13 protein-coding genes are annotated in these 13,316 nt (G+C 69.4%); 5 read left to right on the top strand and 8 right to left on the bottom strand.

The window, feature by feature from the left end:
• Nucleotides 1–15 precede the first annotated feature (15 nt).
• Together moeZ and A9310_RS18620 are read right to left on the bottom strand one after the other, a co-directional pair.
• Complete coding sequence (moeZ, locus tag A9310_RS18625; RefSeq protein WP_055475546.1) at nucleotides 16–1,224, bottom strand: adenylyltransferase/sulfurtransferase MoeZ; 1,209 nt, start codon at nucleotides 1,222–1,224, stop codon at nucleotides 16–18.
• A 58-nt stretch (nucleotides 1,225–1,282) separates the two neighbouring features.
• Nucleotides 1,283–2,326: a DUF3152 domain-containing protein gene (locus tag A9310_RS18620; protein ID WP_055475547.1), complete on the bottom strand. Its 1,044-nt coding sequence runs from the start codon at nucleotides 2,324–2,326 to the stop codon at nucleotides 1,283–1,285.
• A 66-nt stretch (nucleotides 2,327–2,392) separates the two neighbouring features.
• On the opposite strand from A9310_RS18620, the gene A9310_RS18615 reads away from it, so the two are divergent.
• A complete protein-coding gene (locus tag A9310_RS18615; RefSeq protein WP_065631875.1) occupies nucleotides 2,393–3,127 on the top strand; it encodes a TetR/AcrR family transcriptional regulator in 735 nt (244 codons plus the stop codon).
• Nucleotides 3,128–3,205: 78 nt separating this feature from the next.
• Here A9310_RS18615 and A9310_RS18610 read toward each other — a convergent pair whose 3' ends face one another.
• On the bottom strand, nucleotides 3,206–3,436 hold the full coding sequence (locus A9310_RS18610) for a DUF3107 domain-containing protein (RefSeq protein WP_004023442.1): 231 nt from the start codon (nucleotides 3,434–3,436) through the stop codon (nucleotides 3,206–3,208).
• A gap of 124 nt (nucleotides 3,437–3,560) precedes the next feature.
• The gene (locus A9310_RS18605; RefSeq protein ID WP_083207443.1) at nucleotides 3,561–4,274 is read right to left on the bottom strand and encodes a ferritin-like fold-containing protein; all 714 of its coding nucleotides are present in this window, start codon (nucleotides 4,272–4,274) and stop codon (nucleotides 3,561–3,563) included.
• 287 nt (nucleotides 4,275–4,561) lie between these two features.
• On the opposite strand from A9310_RS18605, the gene A9310_RS18600 reads away from it, so the two are divergent.
• Both A9310_RS18600 and A9310_RS18595 read left to right on the top strand, forming a co-directional pair.
• On the top strand, nucleotides 4,562–6,166 hold the full coding sequence (locus tag A9310_RS18600; RefSeq protein ID WP_065631904.1) for a DEAD/DEAH box helicase: 1,605 nt from the start codon (nucleotides 4,562–4,564) through the stop codon (nucleotides 6,164–6,166).
• A gap of 16 nt (nucleotides 6,167–6,182) precedes the next feature.
• Nucleotides 6,183–7,457, top strand: a complete 1,275-nt coding sequence (locus A9310_RS18595) for a hypothetical protein (RefSeq protein ID WP_065631874.1) — start codon at nucleotides 6,183–6,185, stop codon at nucleotides 7,455–7,457.
• A gap of 31 nt (nucleotides 7,458–7,488) precedes the next feature.
• Here the strand turns inward: A9310_RS18595 and A9310_RS18590 are convergent, their stop codons facing one another.
• Both A9310_RS18590 and A9310_RS18585 read right to left on the bottom strand, forming a co-directional pair.
• Complete coding sequence (locus A9310_RS18590; RefSeq protein ID WP_055475550.1) at nucleotides 7,489–8,277, bottom strand: ParA family protein; 789 nt, start codon at nucleotides 8,275–8,277, stop codon at nucleotides 7,489–7,491.
• A 100-nt stretch (nucleotides 8,278–8,377) separates the two neighbouring features.
• Nucleotides 8,378–8,809, bottom strand: coding sequence for a hypothetical protein (locus A9310_RS18585; RefSeq protein WP_055475551.1), 432 nt, complete (start codon nucleotides 8,807–8,809; stop codon nucleotides 8,378–8,380).
• 129 nt (nucleotides 8,810–8,938) lie between these two features.
• Between A9310_RS18585 and A9310_RS18580 the strand changes: the two genes are divergently transcribed.
• Nucleotides 8,939–9,889, top strand: a complete 951-nt coding sequence (locus A9310_RS18580; protein WP_175401173.1) for a diacylglycerol kinase family protein — start codon at nucleotides 8,939–8,941, stop codon at nucleotides 9,887–9,889.
• On the opposite strand, the gene A9310_RS18575 is transcribed toward A9310_RS18580, so the two are convergent.
• Complete coding sequence (locus A9310_RS18575; RefSeq protein WP_065631873.1) at nucleotides 9,826–11,016, bottom strand: MFS transporter; 1,191 nt, start codon at nucleotides 11,014–11,016, stop codon at nucleotides 9,826–9,828. The two genes, A9310_RS18580 and A9310_RS18575, sit on opposite strands and share 64 nt — an antisense overlap.
• A 414-nt stretch (nucleotides 11,017–11,430) precedes the next feature.
• Between A9310_RS18575 and A9310_RS18570 the strand changes: the two genes are divergently transcribed.
• A complete protein-coding gene (locus tag A9310_RS18570) occupies nucleotides 11,431–11,685 on the top strand; it encodes a WhiB family transcriptional regulator (protein WP_004023450.1) in 255 nt (84 codons plus the stop codon).
• Nucleotides 11,686–11,806: 121 nt separating this feature from the next.
• On the opposite strand, the gene A9310_RS18565 is transcribed toward A9310_RS18570, so the two are convergent.
• Entirely contained in the window at nucleotides 11,807–13,312 is a 1,506-nt protein-coding gene (locus A9310_RS18565) for a sensor histidine kinase (RefSeq protein WP_065631872.1), read from the bottom strand.
• Between the last annotated feature and the right edge of the window lie 4 nt (nucleotides 13,313–13,316).

The following is a 13,316-nucleotide window of genomic DNA, read 5'->3' as shown; positions in this document are numbered from 1 at the left end:
GATCGATGACCGGGCTCAGTAGACCGGCAACGTCTTGTCGACCTGGTTCGCCCACGCGGTCACGCCGCCCTGCAGGTGCGTGGCGTCGGCGAAACCGGCTCGCTTCAGCGCAGCGAGCGCCTCGGCGGACCGGATGCCGGTCTTGCAGTAGAGCACGGTGGGCCGGTCCTGCGGCACCTTGGCGAGACCCTCGCCGGAGAGGATGTCGCCCTTCGGGATGAGGGTCGCGCCGTCGATGCGGACGATGTCCCATTCGACGGGCTCCCGGACGTCGATGATCGCCAGCTTCTCGCCCGCGTCGATCTTCTGCTTGAGTTCGACGGCGGTCAGCGTCGACCCCGCGGCGGCGTCGGACGCCTCCGAGGAGACGACACCGCAGAAGTCGTCGTAGTCGATGAGACCGGCGATCCGCTCACCCTCCGGATCCTTGCGGATCTTGATGGTCCGGTAGGTCATGTCGAGGGCGTCGTACACCATGAGACGACCGAGGAGGGGCTCGCCGATCCCACAGATCAGCTTGATGGCCTCGGTGCCCATGATCGATCCGATCGAGGCGCAGAGGATGCCGAGTACACCGCCTTCGGCGCACGACGGCACCATCCCGGGCGGCGGCGCCTGCGGGTAGAGGTCGCGGTAGTTGAGACCGCGGCCGTCGGGGGCGTCCTCCCAGAAGACCGATGCCTGACCCTCGAAGCGGTAGATCGACCCCCACACGTAGGGCTTGTGCGCGAGGACCGCGGCGTCGTTGACCAGGTACCGGGTCGCGAAGTTGTCGGTGCCGTCGAGGATGAGGTCGTACTGCGAGAACAGTTCGATCGCACCCTCGGGCTCGAGCCGCTGGTCATGCAGGTTGACGGTGACGAAGGGGTTGATCTCCAGGATGGAGTCCCGCGCGCTCTCGGCCTTGGGCCGGCCGATGTCGGACTGGCCGTGGATGACCTGGCGCTGCAGGTTGGATTCGTCGACGATGTCGAACTCGACGATGCCGATCGTCCCGACGCCCGCCGCAGCGAGGTACAGCAGTGTCGGCGAACCCAGTCCGCCGGCGCCGATCACCAGCACCTTGGCGTTCTTCAGACGCTTCTGACCGTCCATCCCCACGTCCGGGATGATCAGGTGACGGCTGTAGCGGGCCACCTCTTCGTTGCTCAGTTCCGCGGCCGGTTCCACCAGCGGCGGCAGCGACCCTGTGGGCGACCCTTGCGATGACACGAACGCCTCCATTGTTCGGGCTGACTACGTACCCCCGGCACAACGGATGAGTCCGCGGCGGCATTCCCGGTCAGCGGGTGGGGAACGGCCAGGGATTGGGACGGCACACGAAGGTCCGGTTGGCCTTCATCTGCGGGTCGAGAGCCATGATCTCGGAGTTCGCGACGCCGAAGGACTGCTGCATCATGATCGGCGCGAGCGCGCCGTCCTCCCGGCACGCCTCGTGCGCCTCGTAGCCGATGCCGTGACCGACCTCGTGGTTGATGAGGTACTGCCGGTAGGCGACGTCGTCACCCTGATAGGACAGCGCACCGCGCACCCATCGGGCTTCGTTCAGCGTGACCCGCGCCTGCGGCGGGTAATAGCACGAGGTCTCCAGGCGGATCTGGTAGCCGCACAACTCGCGGGTGGTGCCGGTCGAGGTGAGCGAGATGCGGAGGTCGGGTTCGCCGCGATCGACACGGCGGAAGGACACGCGGCCGTCGCCGATCCAGCTGCGCGGGTTGGCCAGCGTCGTGTCCACCATCTTCGCGAAGGTCGGGTCACCGCCGTAGTCCTGCGGGTTGAGGCCGTTCTCCACCTCCACCGTGTAGGTGTACACCTGCCCGCCGGTGCCGACGGGCGGACCGCCGCCGCGCAGGACCCGGAACGTCTTGCGGGCCCGGTCGGTGAACGGGCCGCCCTGGGGCAGCGTCCCGGCGGGCAGCGCGGCCGCCTGGATGTCGCCGGTGGGGGCACCGATCGGGCGGGTCTCCTTGCTGATGTCGGTGTTGCGCGCGGCGGAGTCGGGGCTGGCGGCCGCCGCCGGCTCGAGCGCATCGGTCCGGCCGTCCCGGATGGTGACGACGATCAGCGCGATCGTCAGGATCGTGAGCACCGGGATCGCATAGGCACGCCACCCATAGGTCGAGACGAACCGCCCGAGCGCCGACTGCTTCTTGTATTCCGGCTGGGCATCGCGGTCGACGCGGGGACGTCCGCTGTCGTCGGTCGGGTCCCAGCGCGCTCGTAGCGGCTGGTCCGGTCTGGGGCGTCCCGACGATCTCGGGCCGACATCCTTGGCACGCACCCGGCCACGCTCGGACCCGGGGCCACCGTCCTCTGTGCGGCTCACCGGTCAACTTTCTCACAGCAGACCACCGATACTGCGCAGGAAGCTCCGCCGAGTACTCTCTTGGGCATGTCGACCGCAACCAACGCGTCCGCCGTGCCCGGCCGCAGCACTCGCCTGCCGCGCAGCGCACGACGTATGCAGTTGCTCGACGCGGCCAGTGAGATCTTCGTCGAACGCGGCTACCACGCGGCCGGCATGGATGAGATCGCGGTGCACGCGGGAGTGAGCAAACCCGTTCTGTATCAACACTTCCCGTCGAAGCTCGACCTGTACATCGCGGTCGTGGACAGCCACGCCGAGAAGCTGGTCAGCGACGTCAACACCGCCCTGCGGACGACCACCGACAACCGCAAGCGCGTCCGTGCCGCGGTCCAGGCCTTCTTCGACTTCATCGACCAGGACAACTCGGGCTACCGGTTGRTCTTCTCCTCCGACGCCTCCGATCCCGCCGTCATCCGCCGGGTGGAAGGCGCGACCGAGGCGTGCGTCGACGCCGTGTACGGCCTGGTCATGCACGATTCCGGTCTCGATCCGTACCGTTCGCGGATGCTCGCGTCGGGGCTCGTCGGCGCCAGCCAGGTGAACGCCCGCTACTGGCTCGAGGCCAAGCGCCCGGTCGACAAGCAGACCGCCGTGGACACCACGGTCGCCCTCCTCTGGGGCGGCCTGTCGCACTTCCCGCGACAGACGGCGTCGGCTGACGCGCAGCCGGTTGTCGAGCCGAGTGTGGCCGACGCGCAGCCGGATGCGACCGGCGCCGGGAGCGAGCCGAGCGGGCCGACTGTCAACGGCACCGCCTGAACCACTTGCGGCACGAGAAGGGGCCTGCACGCCATCCGGCGTACAGGCCCCTTCTCGTCGATCTGGTTGTGCGGCCGGTCAGGAACCGAATCCGACGCGGCGGTTCTCCGACGCGCCCACCTCGACATAGGCGATCTTGGTGACCGGGATGAGGTAGCGGGCGCCCTTGTCGTCCACGAGGGACAACAGCTGCTGCTTGCCACCCAGTGCCGCCTCGACCTCGGCGAAGGCCTTGTCGCTGGTCAGGGTCGACGCGATGGTCAGCTCCCGCGGGCTGTCGGTGATGCCGATCTTCACTTCCACGGCCATGTGCCGCCCTCCTCGTGTCTGTCAACGCTTGCCGCACAAGGCTAGTGCAGCCGGGGTACGGCGGGACAGCCACTCCGCTCAGAGCGAAACACCGTCGGCCGAGACCGCCGTGGTCAGGTCCGGGTCAGGCGAGGCCGAGGTCGGCCATCCGCTCGGCGTGTTTGCCGGCGACGACGTCGAAGAACCCGGCGACGCCGGTCAGCGAACTGGCCCCGGCGAAGAGCAGATCGGTGACCTCTTCCTCGGCGGCGAGAACCCACTGCGCATGGGTGATGGCCTCGCCGAGTAGCCGGCGGCCCCACAGCACCAGGGCCGATTTGATCGACGGGTCGGCCTCGACGGCCGCCCGGACCTGGTCACGGGCGAACTGGGAGTTGGCGGTTTCCGACATCACCTCGGCCATCACGGCCTGCGAGTCCGGCGGCAGCATGTCGGAGAGCTCGGCGTAGAAGTCGGCCGCGAGTCCGTCGCCGACATACGCCTTGACCAGCGCCTCGTACCAGGTCTTCGGCGTCGTCGCGCGGTGATACTGATCGAACACCGAACGGTAGCGCTCGACGGCTTCCGCGGCGCCGAGGCCGGTCATCGCCTCCACCCGCTCGGCGAGCCGGTCGAAGTGGCCGACCTCGGAGGCCGCCATCCGGGCGATCGCGATGCGGCTGGGCACATCCGGCGCCATCGCCGACTCCTCGATGAGCCGGTGGAACGCGGCGAACTCGCCGGCGAGCAGCACGGCGAACAGCTTCCCGATCGCCGAATCCCGCATCTCGGCCGACGCCACCGAGGTGGACGTCGCAGGTGACGGGGTCGACTCGGACGGGTCGGATGCAGGCGCCATGAGGTGATGGTAGCGGGCCGCCGCGGGGCACCAAGTACACTCGACGGCGGTGCACTCCGACGGGACCCCCCGTCGCTTGCCCGCTGAGCTGCGCGTCGAGCGCGTGCTCGCCGGCGCGAGCGTGTGGATGTGACGACGGCGTTGCTCGCCGAACTGCGAGTTCCTCGCGATACCCGGTCACATCCCCGGTGCCACTACGACATATGCGCGTGCACTTTCGAGCCTTCTCCGTGCGCGCACCGAAACACATCGCGCGCAGACCGGCCCAGAAAGGCACACAACCGCACATGAGCGATTCCGCCGTGCAGACGACCATCGTCGACGACACCCACACCGCCCCCACCTTCGCCGAGCTCGGCGTCGACGACCGTATCGTCTCGGCCCTCGCCGCAGACGGCAAGACCCACACCTTCGCGATCCAGGAACTGACCCTGCCGCTGGCGCTCGAAGGCCACGACCTCATCGGCCAGGCCCGCACCGGCATGGGCAAGACCTTCGGTTTCGGCATCCCGCTGCTGCACCGGCTCGCCCATGCCGAGGAGTCCGGGGTCCGTCCGCTGGACACCACGCCCCGCGCGCTGATCATCGTGCCCACGCGCGAGCTGTGCGTGCAGGTGACCGGCGATCTCCAGGTGGCGGCGCCGTCGCTCGAGGTCACCCTGGCCGATGGCACGAAGCGTCCCCTGAAGGTCACTTCGATCTATGGTGGCCGTCCGTACGAGTCGCAGATCGCCGAGCTGCAGTCCGGCGTCGACGTCGTGGTCGGCACCCCGGGCCGGCTCCTCGACCTCGCCCAGCAGGGCCACCTCGTCCTCGGCAAGGTGTCGATCCTGGTCCTCGACGAGGCCGACGAGATGCTCGACCTCGGCTTCCTGCCCGACATCGAGCGCATCATGTCCGCATTGCCGACGCCTCGTCAGACGATGCTGTTCTCGGCGACCATGCCCGGTCCGATCGTCACCCTGGCCCGCACGTTCCTGAACCGGCCGACCCACATCCGGGCCGAGAACGCCAACGACTCCGCGGTCCACGACCGCACCAAGCAGTACGCCTACCGGGCGCACGCGCTGGACAAGGCCGAACTCGTCGCCCGCATCCTGCAGGCCGAGGGTCGCGGCGCCACGATGATCTTCACCCGCACCAAGCGCACCGCGCAGAAGGTCGCCGACGACCTCGCCGAGCGCGGCTTCAAGGTCGGCGCGGTCCACGGCGATCTCGGCCAGGTCGCCCGCGAGAAGGCGCTCAAGCGGTTCCGCGACGGCACCATCGATGTGCTGGTCGCCACCGACGTGGCCGCCCGCGGCATCGACATCGACGACGTCACCCATGTCATCAACTACCAGTGCCCCGAAGACGACAAGACCTACGTGCACCGCATCGGCCGTACCGGTCGCGCCGGGCGCACAGGCATCGCGGTGACCCTCGTCGACTGGGATGAGCTGCACCGCTGGGAGCTCATCGACAAGGCGCTGAGTCTCGGTATCCCCGATCCGCCGGAGACCTACTCGACGTCGGAACACCTCCGGTCGGACCTGTCGATCGACGAGTCGAAGACGGGGCGGATCGCCGCCGCCAAGCCGCCGCGCGACCCCGACGAGACGCGGGAGACGCGCGCGGACCGCGAGCCGCGCAAGCGCTCGACCCGCACTCGCCGTCGCACCCGGGGCGGGCAGACGGACGCCAATGGGACGTCCACCGAATCGGCCGCCGAGACCACGACAACCGAGACCACGACGACCGAGTCCGGCAGCGACACCTCCGCCGGTGACGGCACCGCGAAGCCGCGTCGCCGTCGTCGCCGTCGGGGTGGCGCCAACCGCAAGCCCGCCGGCGAGCAGACCGCCGCGTCCGACGCCGGCGCGTCGGAGTCCACAGCAGCTGTCGCCGACTGACCACCGGCTGACCCGCGTGGCACGAGTCAGGCCCGAACGGCGCCGCCCGATCGATCTCGCGGTCACCGCGGCCATCGTGGTCGTCGTCGCGGCCCTGTGCGTCACCGCCTGGGCCCTCAGCCCGGTTCGCCACACCGTGAGCGTGCCGGCCGCGGCCGAACCCGCCGCGGTGCAGCCGGCACAGTCCGTGCCCGCGAGTTTCGTCGCGCGCTGGCGGGCCGACTCCGACGCCACCCGCGCCCCCGCGATCGGCACCTCCGCCGTCGTCACCGGGAACGGCGGACGGGTGGTCGGGCACGACCCGGCCACCGGACGCGAACTCTGGTCGTACAGCCGCGATCTCGACCTGTGTGCGGTCGGTACCGCCTGGACCGGGAGCGCCGATCTGGCGCTGGCCGTGTACCGCAACAGCCGCGGCTGCTCGGAGGTGACCGCTCTCGATGCGGGCACCGGCAGCCGGAAGGGCGCCCGCACCAGCGACGCCGACCCGGAGGTCCGGCTCGCGACCGACTCGGGGTACGTCGTCGCGCAGGGCCCCCGCCGGATGGAGACCTGGGGTTCCAATCTCGTTCGCGGAATCGAATACGGCCGGGTCGAGGCGCCGGTCCGACCGGAGGACGCGCCCGATCGCGTCGACTGCGAGCTGTTCTCGTCGGTGGTGTCGGGAGATCGCGTGGCCGTCGTCGAACGCTGCGCCGACGACCCCGGGTATCGGCTCACGGTCCTCGGCGCGGTACTCGGCGACGACGAGAAGGTCGAACAGTACGGGTCGACCCTCATCACCGGCGACGTGAGCGGACCGCCGCCCGTGGTCATCGCGATGTCGTCGTCGGGGATCGCCGTGTACGACGGTGGCGCCGCACCGGCCGAACCGCCCACGTTCGACGCCGAGAGCGGGCCGGCGATCCGCCGGTTCGACACCGACGCGAACGGGGCGGGGACCAACACCGTCGCAGGCGACTCGACGCCGCCCGCCGGCAGCGTCCCGATCTCCTCCGACGGGATCGTCACCTACTGGACCGGGAAGGCGACCGTCGTCCTGAATGCCCAGACGCTGAATCCGATCTACCAGGTCCCCGGCACATTGGGACCCGGCCAGATGATGGCGGGACAGCTCCTGCTGCCGAGTACCACCGGGATCAGCGTCCGCGATGTCGCGACCGGCCGGGAGATCCGGTCCATCCCGCTCACCCGGAGTGAAGCGGCCGCGCCCGTGGTGAGTCTGCGTGTCCTCGGCGACATCGTCGTCGAACAGCACGGACCCCGGATCGAGGCCTTCGGTCCGGGCTGACCCCCACGGCCCCCCGGACCTCAGACCCGACTCAGACCTCGAAGGTGCCGACCTCGGCGCCCGCCTCCCAGTGCTTCCACAGATTCTCGGCGAGCGCGCGATATGCCGTCGCGCCCTTGTTCTTTCGCCCCCGCATGACCGACGTCCCGGATGCGGAGGCCTCGGCGAAACGCACTGTGCGCGGGATGGGCGGGTCGAGCACCGGCAGGTCGTACCGATCGGCGACGTCGGCGAGAACGTCGCGGCTGTGCGTGGTCCGGGCGTCGAAGAGGGTGGCCACCGCACCCAACATCGTGAGGTTCGGGTTGGTGATCTGCTGGACCTCCCGGACCGTGCGCAACAACTGTCCGACGCCGCGATGGGCGAGCGTCTCACATTGCAGCGGCACGATCACCTCGTCGGCCGCGGTGAGACCGTTCAGCGTGAGGACGCCGAGCGACGGCGGGCAGTCGACGATCACGACGTCGAAGTCCTCGCTCACCTCCGCGAGTGCACGCTTGAGGGCATACTCCCGCCCGGGGCGCATCAACAGCAGCGCCTCGGCGCCGGCCAGGTCGATGGTCGCCGGCAGCAAGGTGACCTTGTCCTCGGTGTCGAGCAGGACATCGGCGATCTCCTCGTCACCGAGCAACACGTCGTGGACCGAGGAGGTGAGCTGATCGGGATCGTGCCCGAGCGAGAAGGTGAGACACCCTTGCGGGTCGAGATCGACGACGAGGACCGAGACGTCGAGATCGGCGAGGGCGGCACCGAGGGACTCCACCGTGGTGGTCTTGGCGACCCCACCCTTCTGATTGGCAATCGCGAGGATGCGCGTCATGCGCCCTACTGTACGACCGCCCGGGCGTGGATCGTCGGATGAGAGTCCACCTCGGCCGCGCGGCGTACCCGGACGGAGGAGAACCGGCCGGAGGAGGATGTCAGCGCTCGGGTTCGAGTTCGTCGGCGAGCCACCTCATGGACGCCGGACTGAACAGCATCACCAGGACCGCGAGCGCCGCGAGTGCCAGCGGCACGCCGAACACCGGCCATCCGCTCGTGAACAGGTAATACGCCACCGGCAGCAGCAGGATCTGCGCCACCATGGCGATCGAGCGTCCCCACCGCCGCCCCGAGAGCAGCGCCAGACCGCCGACCAGCACTCCCCCGCCGATGATGCCGAACCAGGCCGCGGTGCCGTAACCGCTGATGGTGGTCTCCTCGTGCCCGGCCAGGCCGCGCACGACCAGGATCACCGCGACCGCAACACCGGCCAGCCCCTGCAGCGTGGTCACCGCACCCGCGATCTTGATCTGGCGCGGGGTCACCGACGGATCGGTGTCGGACTCCGGACGGCCGTTCTCGGTGCTCACCGTCCCAGGATATTTGGTCCTCTCGCGCGGACCTCCGCGGGTGTGCGCACCGGAGCGATGGCGCCGTACACATCCGCGCGATTACGCGCGGGCGGCGACGACCCCATATCCTCGGGTGTCGTGCGTGTCATGCTCATCGTCAACCCGTTCGCCACCGCGACCAGTCCGGCCGGCCGCGACGCGCTGGCGCACACCCTGAGCGCGCATTTCCACCTCGACGTCGAACTCACCACGCACCGCGGGCATGCGTTCGAGCTCGCCGCGCGCGCCGCGGCCGAGGACTTCGACACCGTCATCGTGCACGGCGGCGACGGATCGGTGAACGAGGCCGCCAACGGACTGCTCGACCCGCCGTCGAGCAGCGATCCCGACCGGCGGCGGCCCGCCCTGGCCGTGATCCCCGGCGGTAGCGCCAACGTCTTCGCGCGCACGCTGGGGATCGATCCCGACCCGCTGCTCGCGACACAGCAGATCATCACCCTCCTCGACGCGGGACGCAGTCGCCGGATCGGACTCGGCCACACCGACGACCGCTGGTTCCTGTTCAACACGGGCATGGGCATGGACGCGGTCGTCATCCATGCGATGGAGGACAAGCGGCACGCGGGCAAGACCGCGACGCCGGCCCGATACCTGTGGACCACGATCACCAGCTTCCTGAAGCAGTCCGGTTCGTCGGCCACGTTCGACGTCGAGATCCCCGGCCGGGACCGGATCGTCGGCGCGCGTTACGGTTTCGTGTCCAACACCAGCCCGTGGACCTATCTGGGACCGCGTGAGATCCGCACCAACCCCGGCACCGGTTTCCACACCGGCCTGGGGGTGTTCGTGGCGACCTCCACCGGCGTGTTCCGTAACCTCCCACTGGCGACGCGACTCCTGTCACAGGCAGATCCGAAGGCACGCCACCTCTTTCGGGATGACGACGTCGACGAGGTGTGCTTCCGCGCGGAGGCCCCGATCGACGTCCAGATGGACGGCGATTACATCGGGGCGTTCCGCGACATACGTTTTCGTCATCGCCGTGACGCCCTCACGGTCATCGCACCGCCGATCAGCACCGCCGACATCACGACGTAGGGCAGCGCCGCCGCCGCGAAGAGCCCGGCCGGACCCAGCCATGTCGACCCCAGCGCCCAGCCGGCGAAGGCCAGGATCGCGACCACCTCCTCGCCCATCCCGGCCAGCGAGGTGACGGTGGCCCGCGATGCCGAACTCAGATGGTCCTGCAGCTCGGCGTCGGCCACGACGCGCGCCCACCCCAGGATGCCGAACGCCGTCGCGACGCCCGCGGCGCCCACCGGGTGCCCCCACAGCGCCGACCCGATGAGCACGACCGCACCCACCCCCACCGCCGGCCCGATCGCGTCGACCGACCGGAACCGCCCCGCCGCGAGCGCGCCGCCGATGTCACCGGCCGACACCACGATCATCAGCAGCGCAACCGCCGCCGGATCGGGCTCGGCGGCGGCGTCGACCACGAACGACGCGATCAGCAACGGGAGATACTCGTCGAGCGCCGCGACCCAGGTCAGCGCCACACCCAGCAGCAACATGCGCCGTGCGACCGGCTGCGTCCGCACCGAGCCCCAGCCGTGGCGGACGATCTCCCGCCAACCGAGGTCGGGGTCCGCGTCCTCGGGTTCCGGTGGATCGGCGGCGGCCTCTCGACCCTCGGGCAGCATCGCCGACATCACCGAACACAACACGCAGGCGACGACGCTGGCGGCGCCCGCGGCGTCGTAACCGCCCCACGCGAACAACGGTGCGGCCGCCGCGGTGCCGCCGATCACTCCGATGGCCCCGGAGGCCCGCATGAGCCCGGTCAGTCGGGCGTAGTCCTGCGAGCGCCCCAGCCGGTTCAGCTCGTCGTAGACCAGCGCCTGTGTCGTGCCGGACCGCAACGCGCCACCGAGGGCCCACAGGACGAATCCGGCGGCGAAGGCGACGAACGACGGCGCCACCGTCCACAGCGCGAAACCCGACGCGGTGATCAGCGGACCGGCGACCAGCAGCTTCCGTCGGGACACGCGGTCGGCCAGCACACCGGTGGGGACCTCGACGATCACCGACGACACCGACCAGATGACGAACAGCGCCGAGATCTCGGCGGGTCCGAGCCCGGCGCCCGGAATCCCGGGGTCGGCGAAGAGGACGGCGTACAGCGGGTAGAGCGGGATGAGGTCTTCGAGGAGGGCGGAGCCCACCGCCGCGGCGGTCAGCCTGCGGTGGGGCCGCCGGGGCGGTGTGGATCAACATCGTCGGCGCATGTGGTGAACAATACCCTCGGCGTCCGGCCACGTCACGAGCGTTTTTCACCGGCGACGGGGTCCCGACCTGCAGAAAGTCGTCGACAGCACCGCCGCGAGACGCGTAGGGTACAACAAGGCCGTGAGACAAAGTGCCCGGACCCCCCTTCGGGAGTCCGCGACCGGAGTGCTAGGCGGGCGACGTGATGTTGCCCACGTGTGAAGCAAACCCATTGACTTCGGCCCGATTCGTGAAAGTATTCACAAGCAACAACGCGGAAACATTTGGTGCGCCGCGTGAACTGAGAGTTACAGCCGACAATCACCAGCAAGACGATCGAGTGGTGCGAACGCGCCCGAAGGAGTAGTGGAATGGACTGGCGTCACAAGGCCATCTGTCGCGACGAGGATCCGGAACTGTTCTTCCCCGTGGGGACCAGCGGCCCGGCCATCGCACAGGTCGCCGACGCGAAGCTCGTCTGCGCGCGGTGCCCCGTCACCGCCGACTGCCTGTCGTGGGCCCTCGAGTCCGGCCAGGATGCCGGAGTGTGGGGCGGCATGAGCGAGGACGAGCGACGCGCACTCAAGCGCCGWACCGCACGTACGCGTACCCGGAGCAGCGTCTAGGCCTCGACGGCCGGCGTCGTCCCGGACTCGAAGAAACCCGGCCACGGCCGGGTTTTTTCGTGCACTCGTCCCCACTGTCCGGCGGAAACCGCGGTCAGACAATGCGGTCCGCGACCACGGCTCACGAGCGTAGCGGAATGTAGACACCCACTTCGGTTCCCGGGCCACCCGGATTGGACCGGACATCGAGTTCACCGCCCAGTTCGATGGACACCAAGGTCTTGACGATCTGCAGGCCGAGATGGTCGGACGTGGCCAGATCGAAATGCTCCGGAAGACCGGAACCGTTGTCGCGGACCGCTATTCGAAGGCCGCGCACATCCCGTTCGGCGACGACCGCGATCTCGGCGTCATCGTGCGGCGCGCCGTCGAAGCCGTGTTCGATCGCGTTCTGGATGAGTTCGGTGAGGACCATCACCAGCGGCATCGCGAGTTCGGCGGTCAGCACGCCGAGCCGATCGCGATGGCGCACAGCCACCCTCGCCTCCCCCGACGCGACATCGACCAGGATCGGGACCAGACGATCGACGACCTCGTCGAGGTCGACCTCCTCGTCCACGCTGCCCGACAACAACTCGTGGACGAGCGCGATGGAGGCCACTCGGCGCACCGCCTCGTTGAGCGCCTCGCGGGCATCGGAGTTCGACGTGCGCCGCGCCTGTAGTCGCAACAGCGCCGAGACCGACTGCAGGTTGTTCTTCACCCGGTGGTGGATCTCGCGGATGGTGGCGTCTTTGCTGATGAGTGCGCGGTCGCGTCGCTTGACCTCGGTGACGTCCCGGATCAGGACGACGGTTCCGGTCGTCTCGCCCCGCGGACGGAGCGGCACGGCGCGGATCAGGGCCGTCGCGCGGCGGGCGTCTGCCTCCACGCGCATCCCGATGTCGCGGTAGGGGCCGGTCGGGATCTCGGCGACGCCGGCCGCGATGTCGAGCATCAGTGCGACGTCGTCGGCCTCGAACGGTTCGGTGATGAGTTGCTTGACGACGTCGGACAAGCGCGTGTGATTGAGTTCGGCGGTCCACCCCATCCGGTGGAAGGCCGACAGCGCGTTCGGGCTGGTGTAGGTGACGAGGCCCTGTCCATCGAGACGGACGAAGCCGTCGCCGGCGCGGGGCGTCGACAGCCCGCGCGGATTCCCCTCCTCGTGCGGAAACGTGCCGTCGGCGACCATCTGGCACAGATCGTCGGCCGAGTCCTGATAGGCGAGTTCGAGCGGCGACGGCAGGCGCGGGTGGGTGAGGTCGACAGCTCGGGTCGCCACGGCGATCACCTCGCCGTCGAAGCCGACCGGAACCGCTTCCTGCCGCATGGCCGTCGCGCCGAACCAGGTGGGGTCCTCGTCGCGCAGGATGCGGGCGGAGGTGAAGGCGCGCAACACCTGTGGATGTGCTTCGGTGTCGATGACGCGGCCGACCTCGTCCGTCGGGAAGACCGTCGAGGCCGTGTTGGGACGGCATTGCGCGACCGTGACGACCGCGCCCGCCTCCGTGCGCACCGACAACAGGAGGTCGGCGAACGAGAGGTCGGCGAGCAGTTGCCATTCGGCGACGAGTCGCTGCAGATGCGCGGCTGCCGAGTCGGACAGCGTGGTGTGTTCGGCGAGCAGGTCGGAGAGGGTGGACATCTCA

It is taken from the genome of Gordonia sp. UCD-TK1, assembly GCF_001691435.1.
GTDB classification, from domain to species: Bacteria; Actinomycetota; Actinomycetes; order Mycobacteriales; family Mycobacteriaceae; genus Gordonia; species Gordonia hongkongensis.
This window is presented reverse-complemented; position numbering and strand designations above follow the sequence as displayed.

Bases quoted from the DNA above. Each gene is read 5' to 3' on its own strand.
- A9310_RS18605 (WP_083207443.1), bottom strand. From the start codon at position 4,274: ATGGCGCCTGCATCCGACCCGTCCGAGTCGACCCCGTCACCTGCGACG.
- A9310_RS18565 (WP_065631872.1), bottom strand. From the start codon at position 13,312: ATGTCCACCCTCTCCGACCTGCTCGCCGAACACACCACGCTGTCCGAC.
- A9310_RS18580 (WP_175401173.1), top strand. From the start codon at position 8,939: ATGCTCATCGTCAACCCGTTCGCCACCGCGACCAGTCCGGCCGGCCGC.
- A9310_RS18610 (WP_004023442.1), bottom strand. From the start codon at position 3,436: ATGGCCGTGGAAGTGAAGATCGGCATCACCGACAGCCCGCGGGAGCTG.
- moeZ (WP_055475546.1), bottom strand. From the start codon at position 1,224: ATGGAGGCGTTCGTGTCATCGCAAGGGTCGCCCACAGGGTCGCTGCCG.
- A9310_RS18600 (WP_065631904.1), top strand. From the start codon at position 4,562: ATGAGCGATTCCGCCGTGCAGACGACCATCGTCGACGACACCCACACC.
- A9310_RS18590 (WP_055475550.1), bottom strand. From the start codon at position 8,277: ATGACGCGCATCCTCGCGATTGCCAATCAGAAGGGTGGGGTCGCCAAG.